At 72.9% G+C, this 17,929-nt stretch carries 11 protein-coding genes and 1 pseudogene; 7 read left to right on the top strand and 5 right to left on the bottom strand.

Annotation, left to right across the window (positions count from 1 at the left end):
- Nucleotides 1-475: pseudogene (locus AC2CHG_RS21860) on the bottom strand (GNAT family N-acetyltransferase); the annotation flags it as partial.
- 145 nt (nucleotides 476-620) lie between these two features.
- On the opposite strand from AC2CHG_RS21860, the gene gltB reads away from it, so the two are divergent.
- Together gltB and AC2CHG_RS21870 are read left to right on the top strand one after the other, a co-directional pair.
- A complete protein-coding gene (gene gltB, locus AC2CHG_RS21865; RefSeq protein WP_484525466.1) occupies nucleotides 621-5,288 on the top strand; it encodes a glutamate synthase large subunit in 4,668 nt (1,555 codons plus the stop codon).
- The gene (locus AC2CHG_RS21870; protein WP_484525467.1) at nucleotides 5,281-6,786 is read left to right on the top strand and encodes a glutamate synthase subunit beta; all 1,506 of its coding nucleotides are present in this window, start codon (nucleotides 5,281-5,283) and stop codon (nucleotides 6,784-6,786) included. The genes gltB and AC2CHG_RS21870 overlap by 8 nt, the downstream gene beginning before the upstream one ends.
- Before the next feature lie 56 nt (nucleotides 6,787-6,842).
- Here AC2CHG_RS21870 and AC2CHG_RS21875 read toward each other — a convergent pair whose 3' ends face one another.
- Entirely contained in the window at nucleotides 6,843-7,352 is a 510-nt protein-coding gene (locus tag AC2CHG_RS21875; RefSeq protein ID WP_484525468.1) for a hypothetical protein, read from the bottom strand.
- A gap of 62 nt (nucleotides 7,353-7,414) precedes the next feature.
- Nucleotides 7,415-8,950 (bottom strand): M1 family metallopeptidase, encoded by a 1,536-nt coding sequence (locus AC2CHG_RS21880; RefSeq protein ID WP_484525469.1) that lies wholly within the window; start codon nucleotides 8,948-8,950, stop codon nucleotides 7,415-7,417.
- A gap of 197 nt (nucleotides 8,951-9,147) precedes the next feature.
- Here AC2CHG_RS21880 and AC2CHG_RS21885 point away from each other — a divergent pair, with 197 nt between their 5' ends.
- Nucleotides 9,148-9,933 (top strand): SGNH/GDSL hydrolase family protein, encoded by a 786-nt coding sequence (locus AC2CHG_RS21885; protein WP_484525470.1) that lies wholly within the window; start codon nucleotides 9,148-9,150, stop codon nucleotides 9,931-9,933.
- A gap of 115 nt (nucleotides 9,934-10,048) precedes the next feature.
- Nucleotides 10,049-12,727, top strand: a complete 2,679-nt coding sequence (locus tag AC2CHG_RS21890) for a type 1 periplasmic-binding domain-containing protein (protein WP_484525471.1) — start codon at nucleotides 10,049-10,051, stop codon at nucleotides 12,725-12,727.
- Nucleotides 12,728-12,800: 73 nt separating this feature from the next.
- Here AC2CHG_RS21890 and AC2CHG_RS21895 read toward each other — a convergent pair whose 3' ends face one another.
- Nucleotides 12,801-14,255: an MFS transporter gene (locus AC2CHG_RS21895; RefSeq protein WP_262014642.1), complete on the bottom strand. Its 1,455-nt coding sequence runs from the start codon at nucleotides 14,253-14,255 to the stop codon at nucleotides 12,801-12,803.
- A gap of 274 nt (nucleotides 14,256-14,529) precedes the next feature.
- Between AC2CHG_RS21895 and AC2CHG_RS21900 the strand changes: the two genes are divergently transcribed.
- The 3 genes from AC2CHG_RS21900 to AC2CHG_RS21910 all read left to right on the top strand — a co-directional run bounded on the left by AC2CHG_RS21900 (nucleotide 14,530) and on the right by AC2CHG_RS21910 (nucleotide 16,141).
- Entirely contained in the window at nucleotides 14,530-15,102 is a 573-nt protein-coding gene (locus AC2CHG_RS21900; RefSeq protein WP_262014643.1) for a TetR/AcrR family transcriptional regulator, read from the top strand.
- A 114-nt stretch (nucleotides 15,103-15,216) separates the two neighbouring features.
- Nucleotides 15,217-15,426, top strand: coding sequence for a DUF1818 family protein (locus AC2CHG_RS21905; RefSeq protein ID WP_262014644.1), 210 nt, complete (start codon nucleotides 15,217-15,219; stop codon nucleotides 15,424-15,426).
- 49 nt (nucleotides 15,427-15,475) lie between these two features.
- Nucleotides 15,476-16,141, top strand: a complete 666-nt coding sequence (locus AC2CHG_RS21910; RefSeq protein WP_484525472.1) for a hypothetical protein — start codon at nucleotides 15,476-15,478, stop codon at nucleotides 16,139-16,141.
- 68 nt (nucleotides 16,142-16,209) lie between these two features.
- On the opposite strand, the gene AC2CHG_RS21915 is transcribed toward AC2CHG_RS21910, so the two are convergent.
- The gene (locus AC2CHG_RS21915; RefSeq protein ID WP_484525473.1) at nucleotides 16,210-17,622 is read right to left on the bottom strand and encodes an alkaline phosphatase PhoX; all 1,413 of its coding nucleotides are present in this window, start codon (nucleotides 17,620-17,622) and stop codon (nucleotides 16,210-16,212) included.
- Between the last annotated feature and the right edge of the window lie 307 nt (nucleotides 17,623-17,929).

Consider the following 17,929-nt stretch of genomic DNA (forward strand, 5'->3'; position numbering starts at 1 on the left):
GTCCGGCCTCGCCGCGCGCGGTGCCGCCGTTGGCGAAGCCGACCGCCGCGACCGCCCGGCGCAGCGCGATGTCCGCCGCGAAGCCGGGGTCGCCGGGGTCCAGCACCCGCACCGGTACGTCACTGAACGTCCCCGGATCGGGCAGCCGCTCCGGTTCCAGCAGCATCAGCGGCGCCTCCAGCACGCCGAGCCCGGCCGAGCGGGCCACCGCCAGCAGGTCGGGCTGGTGCTCGTGCACCCACTCGAACGCCTCGGGCAGGCCCAGTTCCCGCTGGCGGGCGCGGACCGCCGTCACGTCGGCGAGCGTGGGCGCCTCGGTGGCGTCGAGCCGGGGCCGGGCGTAGAACGGCCATCCGGCGCCGTCGCGGACGAACAGCACCAGGGCGCCGTGATCCTCGGTCCGGGCCCCGTCGCGGGGCACCGCGTCGTAGAACCGCTCCAACCGGGCGAGTACGTCAGCGCGTGCGAGATCCACCGCGCGAGACTACACGTCCCAGCATCTGGAAGTGTGATCAATCTGAACTGGCCTTGCGCCGGAAGCCCTAACGTAGACTCAATAAACCGCAGAGGGCCGACGTCGTCCCCATCATGATCCATCCTGAGTGACGACAGGAGGCCCGGTGGCCTTTCCGTACCCTCACAGCCCGCAGTCGGCCCCGCGGACGACCGGGCTCTACGACCCCGCGTACGAGCACGACGCCTGCGGCGTGGCCTTCGTGGCCGACCTGCACGGGCGGCGCTCGCACCAGGTCGTCGCGAACGGCCTCGGGGCGCTGTGCCGGCTGGACCATCGGGGAGCCCGGGGCGCGGAGCACAACACCGGGGACGGCGCCGGCATCATGATCCAGGTGCCGGACGCGTTCCTGCGCGCCACCGTCGACTTCCCGCTGCCCCCGGCCGGCCAGTACGCCACCGGCCTGGTGTTCCTGCCCGACGACGACGCGGCCGAGGCCCGCGCCCGCCAGGTGGTGGACAAGTACGCGCTGGTCGAGGGCGCCGACGTGCTCGGCTGGCGCGAGGTGCCGACCGACCCGTCCGGCCTGGGGGAGACCGCGCTCGCGGCCATGCCCCGGGTCCGGCAGCTGTTCGTCGCCGCGCACCGGCTGACCGGCTCGCCGGCCGGCCCGGCCGGCTCCCCGCTGACCGGGCTCGACCTGGACCGGGTGGCGTTCTGCCTGCGCAAGCAGGTCGAGCGGGAGACCGCCGAGCGGGGCGTACCGGCGTACTTCCCGTCGCTGTCCGGCCGCACGATGGTGTGGAAGGGCATGCTCACCCCGGACCAGCTCCCCGCGTTCTACCCGGAGCTGACCGACGAGCGGGTGGTCAGCGCCATCGCGCTGGTGCACTCGCGCTTCTCCACGAACACGTTCCCGTCCTGGCCGCTGGCGCACCCGTACCGGTTCATCGCGCACAACGGCGAGATCAACACGATCCGGGGCAACCGCAACTGGATGCAGGCCCGCGAGGCGCTGCTGCGCAGCCCGAGCATCCCGGGCAACATCCGCCGTGTCTTCCCGGTGTGCACCCCCGCCGCGTCCGACTCGGCCAACTTCGACGAGGTGCTGGAACTGCTGCACCTGGCCGGGCGGAGCCTGCCGCACGCGGTGCTCATGATGATCCCCGAGGCGTGGGAGAACGACCCGGACATGCGCGCCGACAAGCGCGCGTTCTACCGCTTCCACGCCAGCCTGATGGAGCCGTGGGACGGCCCGGCGTCTGTCGCGTTCACCGACGGCGAGATCGTCGGCGCGGTGCTGGACCGCAACGGCCTGCGCCCGGGCCGCTGGTGGCACACCGCCGACGGCCTGGTGGTGCTCGGCAGCGAGGCGGGCGTGCTCGACCTCGACCCGGCCACCGTGATCGCCAAGGGCCGGCTCCAGCCCGGCAAGATGTTCCTCGTCGACACCGTCAACGGCCGGATCGTCTCCGACGACGAGATCAAGACCGAACTGGCCGCCGAGCAGCCGTACCAGGAGTGGCTGCACGCCGGCCTGATCGAGCTGGACGACCTGCCGCCGCGCGAGCACACCGTCTACACCCACGACTCGGTACGCCGCCGTCAGCAGACGTTCGGCTACACCGAGGAGGAGCTGAAGATCCTGCTCGGCCCGATGGCCCGCACCGGCGCCGAGCCGATCGGCTCGATGGGCACGGACACGCCGATCGCCCCGCTGTCCACCCGGCCGCGGCTGCTCTACGACTACTTCCATCAGCTCTTCGCGCAGGTCACCAACCCGCCGCTGGACGCCATCCGGGAGGAGCTGGTGACCAGCCTGGCGTCCACCATCGGGCCGGAGGGCAACCTGCTCGACCCGGGCCCGGCGAGCTGCCGGCAGATCGTGCTGCCGTACCCGGTGATCGACAACGACGAGCTGGCCAAGATCCTCTCCATCGACGAGGACGGCGACCTGCCCGGCTTCAAGGCGGTGCGGGTCTCCGGGCTCTACCGCCTGCGCGACGGCGGCGCCGGCATCAAGGCCCGGCTGACCGAGATCTGCCGGCACGTCTCCGAGGCGATCGAGGACGGCGTCCGCATCCTGGTGCTCTCCGACCGGGACTCCAACGCCGACCTGGCGCCGATCCCGTCGCTGCTGCTCACCGCCGCGGTGCACCAGCACCTGGTCCGCGAGCAGACCCGCACCCAGGTGGCGCTGATCGTCGAGTCCGGCGACTGCCGCGAGGTGCACCACGCCGCGGTGCTGATCGGGTACGGCGCGGCGGCGGTCAACCCGTACCTGGCCTTCGAGTCGGTGGAGGACATGATCTCCACCGGCGTGCTGGCCGGCGTCGACCGGGTGAAGGCGGTCCGCAACTACGTCAAGGCGCTCGGCAAGGGCGTCCTGAAGATCATGTCGAAGATGGGCATCTCGACCGTGTCGTCGTACTGCGGCGCGCAGGTGTTCGAGGCGGTCGGCCTGGACACCCGCCTGGTCCACAGGTACTTCCGCGGCACGCCGAGCACCATCGGCGGCATCGGCCTGAACGAGATCCACGCCGAGGTGGCGGCCCGGCACGCGCGGGCCTGGCCGGCGCCGGGCGCGCAGGCCACCGACCGGCTGGAGGTCGGCGGCGAGTACCAGTGGCGCCGCGAGGGTGAGCTGCACCTGTTCAACCCGGAGACGGTCTTCCTGCTCCAGCACGCCACCCGCAGCCGCCAGTACGACGTGTTCCGGCAGTACACCGCCAAGGTCGACGAGCTGGCCGCGCAGGCGGGCTCGCTGCGCGGGCTGTTCACGCTGCGCACCGGCGTACGCCCGGCGGTGCCGCTGGACGAGGTCGAGCCGGCCTCCGAGATCGTCAAGCGCTTCGCCACCGGCGCCATGTCGTACGGGTCGATCTCGGCGGAGGCGCACGAGACGCTCGCCATCGCGATGAACCGGCTCGGCGGCAAGTCCAACACCGGCGAGGGCGGCGAGGACGTCGAGCGGCTGCACGACCCGGAGCGCCGCTCCGCGGTCAAGCAGATCGCCAGCGGCCGGTTCGGCGTGACCAGCGAATACCTGGTCAACGCCGACGACTTGCAGATCAAGATGGCGCAGGGCGCGAAGCCCGGCGAGGGCGGGCAGCTACCGGGCAACAAGGTCTGGCCGTGGATCGCCCGGACCCGGCACGCCACCCCCGGCGTCGGCCTGATCTCCCCACCGCCGCACCACGACATCTACTCCATCGAGGACCTGGCCCAGCTCGTCCACGACCTGAAGTGCGTCAACCCGGCCGCCCGGGTGCACGTCAAGCTGGTCAGCGAGGTAGGCGTGGGCACCGTCGCGGCGGGTGTGGCCAAGCTCAAGGCCGACGTCATCCTGATCTCCGGGCACGACGGCGGCACCGGCGCGTCCCCGCTCAACTCGCTCAAGCACGCCGGCACCCCGTGGGAGATGGGCCTGGCCGAGGCGCAGCAGACGCTGCTGCTCAACAAGCTGCGCGACCGGGTCACCGTGCAGGTCGACGGCCAGCTCAAGACCGGCCGGGACGTGCTGATCGCGGCGCTGCTCGGCGCCGAGGAGTTCGGCTTCGCCACCGCGCCGCTGATCGTCGAGGGCTGCGTGATGATGCGGGTGTGCCACCTGGACACCTGTCCGGTCGGCATCGCCACCCAGAACCCGGTGCTGCGCGAGCGCTTCACCGGCAAGCCGGAGTTCGTGGAGAACTTCTTCCTGTTCCTCGCCGAGGAGGTCCGCGGCTACCTCGCCGAGCTGGGCTTCCGCAGCATCGACGAGGCGATCGGCCACACCGAGCTGCTCGACGTGGCCGGCGCGATCGACCACTGGAAGGGCCACGGGCTCGACCTGAGCCGCGTGCTGCACCTGCCGGAGCTGCCCGAGGGTGCGGCCCGCCGGGGCGTACGCGCCCAGGACCACGGCCTCGACGCGGCGCTGGACAACCGGCTCATCGAGCTGGCCGGGCCGGCGCTGCGCGACGGTACCCCGGTCCGGGTCGAGGTCGAGGTCCGCAACGAGCACCGCAGCGTCGGCGCGATGCTCGGCGGCGAGGTGACCCGCCGATTCGGCGGCGACGGGCTGCCCGACGACACGATCGAGTTCCGGCTGCGCGGCACCGCCGGCCAGTCGTTCGGCGCGTTCCTGCCGCGCGGGGTCACGCTGCGTCTGTACGGCGACGCCAACGACTACGTCGGCAAGGGACTGTCCGGCGGCCGGATCGTGGTCCGGCCGGACGCCGACGCGCCGTTCGTCGGCGTGGACGCCACGCCGGGCCGCCGCGCCGAGGACCAGATCATCGCCGGCAACACCATCCTGTACGGCGCCACCGGCGGCGAGGTGTACCTGCGCGGCCGGGTGGGGGAGCGGTTCGCGGTGCGCAACTCCGGCGCGGTCGCGGTGGTCGAGGGCCTCGGCGACCACGGCTGCGAGTACATGACCGGCGGCACCGTCGTGGTGCTCGGGCCGACCGGGCGCAACTTCGCCGCCGGCATGTCCGGTGGCACCGCGTTCGTGCACCGGCTCGACGAGCGGCTGGTGAACGCCGAGCTGGTCGACCTGTCGCCGCTGCGCGACGAGGAACGCGACCGGCTGCACGAGCTGGTCCAGCGGCACTTCGCCGAGACGGACTCGGCGGTCGCCGAGGACCTGCTCAAGCGCTGGCCGCAGGCGGTGGAGGAGTTCACCGCGGTGGTGCCCCGGGACTACCGCCGGGTCATGGAGATCATGCGGGCCGCCGAAGCCGCCGGCCGAGACGTCGACGACGCGGTGATGAGCGCGCTCAGCGTGCCGTCGGCCGCGCCGGTACCGCCCGCGCCCCGGGCGGTCGCCCAGGAGGTGGCTCGTGCCTGACCCGAACGGTTTCCTGCGCTACGACCGGCGGCTGCCGGCCCGCCGTCCGGTGCCGGTACGCATCTCCGACTGGCGGGAGGTCTACCCGCCGGCCGGTGAGGAGCTGATCCGCGAGCAGGCCACCCGGTGCATGGACTGCGGCATCCCGTTCTGCCACGACGGCTGCCCGCTGGGCAACCGCATCCCGGACTGGAACGATCTGGTCCGCACCGGCAACTGGGACGCCGCGGTGGAGTCGCTGCACGCCACGAACAACTTCCCCGAGTTCACCGGCCGGCTCTGCCCGGCGCCGTGCGAGGCGGCCTGCGTGCTCGGCCTCGGCGGCCAGCAGCCGGTCACCATCAAGCAGGTCGAGGTGGAGATCGCCGACGCGGCCGTGGCCCGCGACGGTCTGCGGCCCCGGCCCGCGTCCGCCCCGACCGGCCGGTCGGTGGCGGTGGTCGGCTCCGGTCCGGCCGGGCTGGCCGCCGCGCAGCAGCTCGCCCGCGCCGGTCACACGGTCACCGTGTACGAGCGCGACGACGCGATCGGCGGCCTGCTCCGCTACGGCATCCCCGACTTCAAGCTGGAGAAGCAGCACATCGACAAGCGGCTGGCCCAGCTCACCGCCGAGGGTGTGCGGTTCCGGACCGGTGTCGAGGTGGGCGTCGACGTGACCGCCGAGCAGTTGCGCGCCGAGCACGACGCGGTGCTGCTGGCCTGCGGCGCGTTGCAGGGGCGCGACACCCCGGAGACGCCCGGCCGGGCGCTGCGCGGCGTGCACCAGGCGATGGCGCACCTGGTCGCCGCGAACCGGGTGGTGGCCGCCGCCGGGGACGGGCGGCCCGCGCTCGCCACGCTGCCCGACGGTACGCCGATCGACGCCGCCGGCAAGCACGTGGTGATCATCGGCGGTGGCGACACCGCCGCGGACTGCCTCGGTGTGGCGCACCGGCAGGGCGCGGCGGGCGTCCACCAGCTCGACCTCTACCCGGAGCCGCCGGCCGAGCGCGACGCGGCGCGGGACCCGTGGCCGACGTGGCCCTGGGTGCTGCGCAACTATCCGGCGCACGAGGAGGGCGGCGAGCGGGTCTTCGCCGTCGCGGTGCAGGAGTTCGTGGACGACGGCACCGGCCAGGTCCGCGCGGTCCGGATCGCCGAGGTGACAGTGGAGAAGGTGGACGGTCGCCGCATCGTCACCCCGCTGCCCGGCTCCGAGCGGGAGATCCCGGCCGACCTGGTGCTGCTCGCCATCGGCTTCGAGGGCACCGAGGAGCAGCCGCTGCTGGCCCAGTTCGGGGTGACCCGCAACCGCCGGGGCGCGATCGACTCCGGCCCCGACTGGCAGGCCGCCGACGGTATCTTCGTCGCCGGTGACATGCACCGGGGGGCCTCGCTGATCGTCTGGGCGATCGCCGAGGGACGCGCCGCCGCGGCGGCGATCCACACGTACCTCGGCGGGGTGGGGGAGCTGCCCGCCCCGGTCGACCCGGCCCGCCAGCCGCTCGCCGCCAGGTGAAAGGAAGGGCCCCCTCTTAACGCCTCAGGCAGAGGAGGGGGCCCTTCTTAACAAACTCAACGGACCGTGCGTCGGCCGCGGCTCACTGTCCGGGCCAGCCCGCGCAGGACGCGTACCCGCGCCGGCCAGCGCCTCGGCGCTGGCCGGGCCAGGCCGAGGCTGACCACAGCGGTGTCGAGGCTGTCCTCCACCAGCGCGTCGTGCAGCGGACGGAAGAACAGCGGCCAGCTCACCCGCGCGGACCCGTGCGCGGTCATCACCAGCCGGTGGCGCAGCAGACACCCGTCGCCGGTCCCGGGCAGCACCTCGAACTCGTGGTGGCCGCGGAAGCCGGCCGGAGCGAGGAACCGGAAGCGCACGTACGCGCCGGGCCGGTAGTCCTGCACCGTGTAGCGGACCGGCCCGTGGCCGCCTGTGGCACCGACCCCCAACGGCCGGTCCAGGCGCATGGCCGGCCAGCGCCGCAGCGGCCAGAGGCGGTCCTCCGGCCCGGCCAGCGAGTCGATCAGCGCCCCGGCCGCCGAAGCCGGCACCGGCAGGTCTCGTTCATGGACGTTGTGTATCACCGGTTTCCTCCTCGGACGAACCGGGCCGGCCCGCCGGAAGCGGACCGGCCCGGCCGGCGCCGTCAGCGGCCGAGCAGGTCGTGCGCCGCGCGGATCTTCGCCCACGAGGCCGGCTGCGCCGGTGCGGCGGTCGTCCGCGCGGCGGCGGCCACGGTGGGCCGGCCGGGCGTGAACAGCCAGGTGGTGAACACCGCGTCGAGGTCCCGCCCGGAGATCCGCTCGGCGAGCGCCTGGAACTGCGCGACGGTGCCGTTGCCGTACTGCCGCTTGGCGGTCCAGGTGCGCAGGATGCGGAAGAACGCGGCGTCGCCGACGGCGAGCCGGATCTGGTGCAGCGCCATCGCACCCCGGTCGTAGACCGCGTCGTCGAAGATCCCGCTCGGGCCTGGGGCGCCGGGGCGTACCTGCCAGAACTCGGAGTCGGCCGGGTAGCTGTCGTAGGTGAAGTCGAACAGCTCCTGCGCGGTGCCCTCGCCCTGCTCCTCGGACCAGAGCCATTCGGCGTACGAGGCGAAGCCCTCGTTAAGCCAGATGTGCCGCCAGTCGGCCACCGACACCGAGTCGCCGAACCACTGGTGGGCGTTCTCGTGCACCACCACGTACGTGTTGGCGCCGCGCCGCCAGAAGCCGGGCCCGTACACCGGGCGGGTCTGCGTCTCCAGGGCGAAGCCGATGCCGTCGACCGGCCCGGCCACGCCGCCCTGCGCCTCGAACGGGTACGGGCCGAACAGCCCGCTCTCCCAGTCGACGATCTCGGCGGTGCGTTCGATGCTGGCCCGCGCGGCCGGCAGGCGCTCGCCGAGCGTGGTGCTGTACGCGTTCACCACCGGCTGCCCGTTCGGTGCGACGTCGGTGACGATGTCGTACTGCCCGATCGCGAGGAACGCCTGGTAGGTGGCACCGGGCTTGACGCTGCGCCAGCTCCACCGGGTGCGGTTGCCGGCCTCGGGCAGCGGGTCGCGCGGCTGCACGCCGTTGCTGATCACCTCGACGCCGGTGGGCACCGACACCGAGATGTCCCAGGTGGCCTTGTCCTTCGGGTGGTCGTTGCTCGGGTACCACCACCAGGCCGACTCGGGCTCGTTGACGGCGAGCGCCCCGTCGGCGGTACGGGTCCACGCGGTGTAGCCGTAGACGGTGGTCTGCGACGGCACGCCCGCGTACCTCACCACGACGGTGAGCTGCTGGCCCTTCACCAGCGGCCGGGCCGGGGTGATCACCAGCTCGTGGTCGCCGGCCCGGGTGAAGCCGGCGACCCACCCGTTCACCCGCACCGATTCGACGTCGAGGGCGAAGTCCAGGTTGAACCGGGATAGGTCCTTCGTGGCGGTGGCGAGGATCGTGGTGGTGCCGCTGAGCCGGTCGGTGGCCGGCTCGTAGCGCAGCCGTATGTCGTAGTGGCCGACGTCGTAGCCGCCGTTGCCGTAGTCGGGGAAGTAGCTGTCGCCCAGCCCGGGGCTGCCCGGCGTCGGGGTGGCCGCCGCGGGTTGTGGCCGGCCCCATCCGGTGGGGGCGGCCTGGCCGGGGGCACCGGTCACTGTGGTGCCGGCCGTGGTGAGGGTCAGGGCGGCGATGGCCGCCGTGAGTGCGCGTCGCACGGTGGGACTCCCTCCGTCGGGTGTCGTCACCGTCAAGCTAATCGACACATGTGAACGTATCTGTCCCGTCCGGCCGATCTCGGCTATTCAATTCTTGCGAATGTTTCGATAGCATTACCGATCAGTAACAGCACCGATCCCTCGGCCACGCGCGCGGTCAACGGGCTCCACCACCCCTGCACCGTGGAGGCTCTGCCATGCCCCGTCGCGTCCGTACCGCGTTCGCCGCCCTCTTGGCGGCCGTCCTCGGCGCCGTGCTCCTGCCCGGCGCCGCCCGGGCGGCCACCGTCAACTACGTCGCCCTCGGTGACTCCTACTCCTCCGGGGTCGGCGCCGGCCCGTACGACCTGTCCACCTGCCTGCGCAGCCAGAAGTCGTACGCCCCGCTCTGGGCCGCCGCCCATTCGGTCACCAGCTTCAAGTTCCCGGCCTGCGGCGGCGCGGTCACCGCCGACGTGCTGGCCAACCAGGTCGGCCAGCTCAGCAGCAGCACCACGCTGGTCACCATCACCATCGGCGGCAACGACGCCGGCTTCGCCGACGTGATGACCAGTTGCCGCTTCGGCAGCACGTCCAGCTGCGAGAGCGCGGTCAACGAGTCGAAGGCGTTCGCCACCGCCACGCTGCCCGCCCGGCTCGACGCCACGTACACCGCGATCCGCAACCGGGCCCCGAACGCCCGGCTGGTGGTGCTCGGCTACCCGCGGCTGTTCGAGACCGGCTCCTGTGGACTGCTCGCCATGAGCAGCTACAAGCGCACCATCCTCAACCAGGCCGCCGACACGCTCAACGGCGTCATCGCCGGCCGGGCCGCCGCCGCCGGCGGCACCTTCGTCGACGCGCGGCCGTTCTTCGCCGGGCACGGCGTGTGCGCCGCCGATCCGTGGATCCGTGACGTCAGCGGCGTCATCGAGGCGTACCACCCGAACGCCAGCGGCTACCGCTACGGCTACCTGGCCGCGCTGACCGCCGCCATCGGCTGATCCGCACGCGAGGAGGGGCCCCGCTCGACACCCGTCCGTCGAGCGGGGCCCCGCCGTGCCGGGTTGCATCGAACGTCGACAATGGTGCGACACCCCGTGTGACCCGGAGGTGACCATGCGCGAACCGGTGACCCGGCCGCGGCCGGTCCGCGAGCAACTCCCGGCCGGCGGCCCGGAACTGCTCACCCTGCTGGCCCGGCTGCTGCGGCGTCCACGCCGCGGTGACCGCCGGCTCCCACTGCTCTGGCTGGTCCGGCCCACCGGGGACGGCGCGGTCGCGGCCCTGCTACGGCGTTTCGCGGCGCTCCGGGCCGGGCGGCGGGTACCGCACGCCGTGCTGGACCTGACCGGCCGGCCCGTCGGCGACGACGTCGCGGCCGTGCTGCGCGAGCTGCACCGGCAGCTCTCCGTGGAGGCGTTCGGCGCGCCCCGGCTGCGGTTCCGGCACTACCCGCTGGCCGACTGGCTGATGCACCAGACGCTCGCCGTGGACCTGGACGCCGCCGACAGCGGGCGGGCCGCGCTGGTGCGCCGGCTACGGGACTGGCGAGGACGGCGTGCCGGTGAGGACCCCCAGGTCGGCGGCGACTCCGGCCTCGGCGCCGCGCTGCACCTGCTGCTCTGGCTGCTGTGGCGGGCCGTACCCGGCGTCGTGTTCCGGATCGCCGTCTCCGGCCGGGTGCCGCTCGTCGGACGGCAGTACCGCTGGTTCATGCGCCAGCAGTACCTGGCGCCCCGGCAGTCGGTGACGTTCCTCGGCTTCGCCGAGCGGCTCACCGCCGGCTGGCGCGACGGCGAACACCCGGCCCAGGTGGAGAAGCTGCTGCTGCACGCGTTCCTGGAGGACCTGCGCCTGGCGTACCGGCGCCGGTTCTGGCGGCCCGGGGACTGGCGCCGCACCGCCTACCCGGTGCTGGTGCTCGACGGCGCGCGGCCGGACAACGTCGGGCACACGCTGGTCCGGCTCGTCGACGAGGTGCGCAACGAGACCGGCCGCAACGATCCGCTGCTCGTCGTCGCGGTCGCCGCCGACCCGCCGCCGGAACCGGCCGCGGCCCGGCCGCTGGCCGAGGCCGAGGAGGCGTACGAGGAGTGGGCCGAGGCGCTGCCGGAGAACCGTCGGCTGCGCCGCCCCGGCGCCTGGCTGATGCTGCTGGAGGCGGACGACCGGGACGTCGACGTCCCGGTGGGAGGCGTCCCGCCCGCTCTGGTCGCGCCCGACCCGCCCTGGTGGGCACGGCGGTTCCTGCCCGCCGCGGTGGCCCTGGCGCTCGTCGCCGGGCTGGGCGTGTGGGCGCACGGGCGGTGGGCGCCGGACTGCCGCCCCTGGCCCACCGACCAGGCCGCCGTCCGGCTCGTGGCCGGGGAGTGCGTCGGCTACAGCGACACCGCCGGGCAGGTCTTCAACAGCGAACCCGGGCAGGACCGGCTGCGCGCCGTGCAGCGGCGCATCTTCGCCCAGAACCGGGCCGCCGAGGAGGTGTGGCGGCGCAGCGAGCACCGCCGCCCCTACCTGACGCTTGTCTACCTGGGCAGCCTCACCGGCAACCGGACCCGCGCCGACGAGGAGTCCTACGTCTCCGAGCGGGAGGAACTGGAGGGCATGGCCACCGCCCAGTACGCCCTGCTCCAGGAGTCGGCGGCGGCGGACGACGCGGCGCTGCTGCACATCGTGGTGGCGAACGCCGGCCGGCAGATGCGGCACGCCGACGACGCGGTACGGATGCTGGAAGGGCTGGCCCGCGACGACCCGACGGTGCTGGGCGTGGTCGGGCTGGTGGACAGCCGCACCAGCACGGCGGCGGCGCTGCGCGAACTCAACCGGGTCGGCCTGCCGGTGCTCGCCCCCACGCTGTCGGCCGACCGGATGGACGCCAACTCCAGCCTCTACCTGGCCATGTCGGCGCCGAACCGCGACCAGGCCCGGATGGTCGAGGCGTACGCCCGGCAGGTGCTGCGGGTGGGGGAGGCGCACGTCTACTGGACCACCGGCGAGGGCAGCTCGCTCACCGACGACCTGTACGTCGCCACGCTCGTCGACGGCCTGCGGGATCGCTTCGGCGACCGGATCACCCGGCTCGACGAGTGGCGCAGCGGGCGGCGGCTCACCCAGGAGTGCGGCTACCCGGGGATGCTCTTCTTCGCCGGCCGCTGGTCGGAGTTCGACGGGTTCATGCGCGCGCTCAAGGAGTGCGGCGCGAACCCGCCCCGGCACCTGGTAGCCGACGACTCGGTGAACCGCTACATGGCCAACCCGGGGCTGCGCGCCAGCGCGCCGGGCAACCTGCCGGTCACGTACGTGTCGAAGGCCGCGCTGGCCACGTGCGCGTCGCTGCGGGCCGCGCAGGCCGGGCGCGACGACGCCCGGGGCAGTTTCCTCACCTGGATCGGCGCGGACGGCCTGCTCGACCCGCCCCGATGCCGCGCCGGGACCGGTCCGCCCGTCGGCGAGCGGGTCAGCCTGGCCTACGACGCCACCATGATGACGGTACGCGCGCTGGAGAGCCTCGCCGCCCGCCTGCGCCACGCCGACACCGGCCGCCGCTGGGAGCCCCGCTCGGTCAACCCGGTCGGGGTGCACGCCGAGGTGCTGCGGCAGAACGCCGCCGGCGGCTACCCGGGGGTCAGCGGCCTCATCCGGTACGCCCCGGACTCCGGCGAACCGGTGGCGAAGCGGCTGGCGCTGCTCACCGTGGCGAAGGTGCCCGACGTGGACGCCGCCCCGGTCGAGGTGTTCCACTGCGGCGTGGCCGACACCGGACCCGACCCCGGCTGCCGCGTCGCACCACGCTAGGCGAGATCTTGGTACGCGCACGCCCCGCAAGGGGCGCCCGCGTACCAAGATCCACGGAACGAGAGGGCTCAGGTCAGCGGGCCGGGACCAGCTCCGCGGCCGGCGCCAGGTCCGGCACCGCCGGCCCGATCCGCCGCCGGGGCCACCGGCGGCGGCCGGAGGGTACGGCGAGCGCGGCCAGCGCCGCGGCCACCGAGATGCCGGTGAGCAGCAGGAAGCCCGCGGTGAAACCGGCCTCCCGGGGCAGCCCGCTCGGCTGCGGATTCGCGGTGATCACGGCGCTGGCGAGCGCCGCGCCGATCGCGCCGCCGATGGTACGGATGTTGGCGTTCATGCCGGTCGCCGCGCCGGTCTGCCCGGCCGGCACGTTCGCCACGATCAGGTTCGCCATCGAGGCGAACGCCAGCCCGATGCCGAGGCCGACCAGGCCACCGGCGATCCCGACCTGCCAGCGGGTGTCGTGCGCGACGGTCAGCATGGCGGCGGCCGCCACGTTGAACACCGCGCCGGTGCTCAGCTGCGCCTTGGCGCTGAACCGGGACTGCAGCCGTCCGGCCAGCAGGCCGGCCACGAACATGCCGACGAGCATCGGCAGCATCAGCAGCCCGGCCTGGGTGACGCTGGCGCCGAAGCCGTAGCCGGCGCTGGTCGGGATCTGCGCGAACTGCGGCAGGAACGCGTACACGGCGAACATCGAGGCGCCGTAGAGCAACCCGACGAGGTTCGTGGTCCAGACCGCCGGCAGGCGCATCATCCGCAGGTCGATCAGCGGGTTCGCGGCGCGGGCCTCGGTCGCCAGCCAGGCGGCGGCGAGCACCGCGGCCAGCGTCAGCAGTCCGACCACCCGGCCGGAGCCCCAGCCCCACGCGGCGCCCTTGCTGACCGGCAGCAGCAGCGCCACCAGCCAGCCGGACAGGAGTACGGCGCTGAGCCAGTTGATCCGGCCCGGGGTGCGTACCGGCGAGCGTGGCACGAACCGGTGCGCGGCGAGCGCGGTCAGGCCGACCACCACCAGCGGGATCCAGAACAGCCACCGGTAGCCCAGCGTGGCCACGATCGGCCCGGCCAGCACCACGCCCAGCCCGCCGCCGACGGCCACGACCGCGGAGATCGAGGCCACGGCCGAGCTGACCCGGGCGGCCGGGAACTCGTCGCGGATGATGCCGAACGAGAGCGGGAAGACGGCGCCGCCGATGCCCTGCACCACGCGGGCGGCGATCAGCACGCCGATGCTGGGGGCGACGGCTGCCAGCAGGCAGCCCAGCGCGAGCGCGGCGAGCGAGAAGACGAGCGTCTTCTCCTTGCCGACCATGTCGCCGACGCGGCCGATGATCGGCGTGAAGACGGACGCGGAGAGCAGGTAGGCGGTGAGCACCCAGGTCACCGTGTTGGGCGAGGTGTGCAGGTCGTGCTGGATGGTGGGCAGCACCGGCGTGATCAGCGACTGGAGCATCGCGAAGAATCCGGTGCCGGCGGCCAGCACGAGGAAGGTGAGCCGGCGCGAGCCGCGCCCTGATGAGTGGATCATGTGGGAGAACTCCCCGTTGTCGGTACGAGACTGGGGGCCGCTCGCGCGGTCGTGCGGCGGTGGCGGCCGGGTTGTGCGGGCGCTCAGCGGTCGGCGGGCATGGTGGGACCTCCCGGGTCCGTGTCGTGGCGCGAGGATCGCGTGGCCGGAGGGCGGCCGGAAGTCCGGAGTAAGCTATCCGGAGGGGTGGCTCCGGTCAGTAACCGGAGGCTTGCCTCCATTAACCTAGCGGAGGGGTGCCTCCGGTTGCAAGACGGAAGGGGTGACGCGCGTCATGACCGACGCCGACGTGCCCGGTGAGGTCTTCTCCCGCCGCCCGAAACGGGCCGACGCCCGCCGCAACTACGACGCGCTGATCGCCGCCGCCCGCGAGGTCTTCGGCGAGCACGGCGCGGGCGCGTCGCTGGAGGAGATCGCCCGCCGGGCGGGCGTGGGCATCGGCACGCTCTACCGCAACTTCCCCCAGCGGCGGGACCTGTTCGAGGCGGTCTACGTCGAGGAGGTGCGCGCGCTCAGCGCCTCCGCCGCCGACCTGGCCGACGAGCCGCCGTGGGACGCCCTGGTCGGCTGGCTGCACCGGTTCGTCGCCTATGTGGCCACCAAGCGGGCGCTGGCCGAGGAGCTGGTGCACGACTCCGAGGTGTTCCGCAGCTGCCGCACCGAGATCTACGCGACCGGCGAGCCGCTGCTGCGCCGCGCCCAGGAGGCCGGCGCGGCCCGGCCGGACGCCGGCTTCGACGACGTGATCCGGCTGATCAGCGGGCTGGCCGCATATCAGTTCCCGGACCCGGCCCAGCGCGACCGCGTCCTGGCCATCGCACTCGACGGCCTGCGCCCGCCGGCCTGACGTTCTGGTCGGTTGAAGGCGGGATTCGAGTGACTGGAAGTGTTCATTCGGCGACGCCGGGTAGATAAAGATCTTGCTGTATGCCTAGCATCGTGTAGGCGGAGATCGAGTGCGGTGGAGGTCGTGGTGACAAGTGCTCCCTACCAGGTGCCAGGCTCACTCGTGATCGAGATGACTGGCGACGAGTGGCGAGATGCCGTCGAGCAGGAACTCGAACAGATGCACCTGACTTACCGGCAGCTCGCCGAGATGGCAGAACGGCGTGACTTCTGCTCCGTTGAAGCGCAGAAGCTATGGATGTCCATTGGCAACACGCGGGCGTAGCGCACTCGGGCCACAGGCTCGACAGTTCGCCGATACTCTGCAGGGCTTATTGAACAAGACGGTCTGTGACAACGCGCGAGTCGTGGCAAAGGTGTCGCCCAAGCAGGCCGTGGTCGGGACTCAGCTCGACGGGCTCCGGTCGCAGCCAGTGCGTATGCGCTCGGCGGCGAGGACCGGCATCTGGCTCGATGTGCAATGTCTCCTCACCCTCGACCATGACGAAGGCAAGTTCCTCACTGTCGAAGCGTCCTACTGTGCGCTCAAATTCGGCGGCACACCTGAGCCGCTGCTGCACTACGACTTTCAGCGGAACAAGGAGCAGTACACCGAGGCCCACCTTCAGGTCTGCGCCAGCCATCCGACGTTCGAGACCTTTCTCTCCGAGTTGGGGCGGAAGGGTGCCGGCGGGCTCAGCAAGATTCACCTGCCGGTCGGCGGACGAAGGTTTCGTCCCGCGCTCGAGGACGTCCTCGAATGCCTGATCATCGAAGGGCTCGTCGAGGCCAAGAACGGTTGGCGGCAGTTGATCGAATCGACCCGCACGGATTACCGGCGCAGGCAGATCGCTGCGGTGGTCCGGCGCAATACCGGTACGGCACTGGCCGAGTTGGAGCGTTTGGGCTACCGAGTCGTGCCGCCGGATGATCACCGGCTTCGGGCGCAGATCTCGCGCTTGATCACCCCTCGTTCACGCCCGCCGAGTGATGGCTCCTGAGGGTCACCGATTTCAGGTAGGGCAGCCGGCGGTTCCCGCCCCCTGGGGAACCGCCGGCCAGCGCTTCCTCAGCGGTGCCCGTTACCCGGCCGCCCCCACGGTCCGGTGATCGCGAACACGTACCCCGGCGACTGGATGTTGGCGAACAGCGTCCTCCCGTCCGCGCTGAACGTCGGCCCGGTGAACTCGCTGTCGTTCAGCTCGTTGCGCGCCAGCGGATACGCAGTGCCCTGCTCGGTGACGCCGACCAGGTGCGACACGCCCTCGCCGTCCTCGGCCAGGATCACCCCGCCGTACGGCGAGACGGTGATGTTGTCCGGCCCGTCGTAGTTGCCGTGGTCGGCCTCCGGGTCGGTGTTCACCCCGAAGATGGTCTTCAGCGTGACGGTCTGCCGGCGCGGGTCGTAGAACCACACCTGCCCGTCGTGCTCGTTGGCGCTGCCGTCGTCGTGCCGGGCGTAGCTGGCCACGAAGTACGCGCCGCCGTCGCCCCACCAGGCGCCCTCCAGCTTGCGGCTGCGGGTCACCTCCGCGTCGGTGAACTGCTTGCGTACGGACACGGTGCGGGCGTCGCGGTCGGGCACCTCGACCCACTCCACCCGGTAGCGGGTGCCCGGGGTGGTGGCCTCGGACAGGTCGGTCACGTGGTCGTCGCCGCGCAGGCAGCGCATCGCGGCGAGGCTGCCGGCGGTCCCGCCGTCGGGCCGCTGGGCCAGCGCCCGCAGCGCGCCCTTGCCGGCCCGGAAGCCGGGCGGCGGCGTCCACCGGAAGTACAGGCCGTTGGGCCCGCTCGCGTCCTCGGTCAGGTAGATCGAGTGCGTGTACGGGTCGACCGCCACCGCCTCGTGGGAGTACCGCCCGAGGAACGTCAGCGGCACCGGATCGGTGTTGGCGGACCTGTCGTGCGGGTCGACCTCGAAGACGTACCCGTGGTCCTTCAGATACCGCCCACCGGCCCGCTGCTCGGTCTCCTCGCAGGTCAGCCACGTGCCCCACGGGGTGATACCGCCGGCGCAGTTGTTGTGCGTGCCGGCCACGCTGACGTACTCGCGCAGCCGCCGCCCGTGCCGGTCCACCTCGATGGTGGTGGTGCCGCCGCGGGCGCCCGGGTCGTAGGTGAGGCCTGGTAGCGCCGGCACCGGGTACGGCTCGTCGCCGCCGATCTCGTGGTTGTTCACCAGCACCGAGCCGTGCGGCCCGCGGAAGCAGCCGGTGCCGTCCGCGTCGCTCGGGGTGGGCTGCCCGGACTCCAGGAGCGTCGCGCCCGCCTGCGCGACGACCGTGTAGGAAAAGCCCGGCGGCAGCGCCAGCAGGCCGGCCGGGTCCGGCACCAGGTCGCCGTAGCCGACGGCGGGGCGGCACGCGGGCCGGGCCGCCGCCGGTCCGGCGATCGCCTCCAAGCTGCCGGCCACCATGATGCCGAGTCCGCCGGCCACGCCGCCGCGCAGCAGGGACCGCCGGGGGAGAGGTGAGGTGGTCACGTCGTCGCCTTCCTGTGCGCACGATTGCCTGACCGAAGGCAAGCCGGGCCCGGGGAACGGCGGGCGGCGCGCCCGTCGGTAGCCGGGTGAACAGTGGACGAATCCCCGGTGCGGAGCGCCCCGTGCCGGTACGGCGCGCGTCCGTTAGGGTTCCCTTCGATCGCAAACGTCGGAGGGCGGACGGTGGGCAGACTCGCGGCGGCGTACCGGCAGGCGGTCGATCGGCATCGGCGGGCGGTGCGGCACTGGGAGGCGGCCCGGCGGCTGCTGGGCGCCGCGGGCCCGGCGGCGGTGGGCAGCCCCGAGC

Source organism: Micromonospora sp. ATLC20 (genome assembly GCF_057196585.1).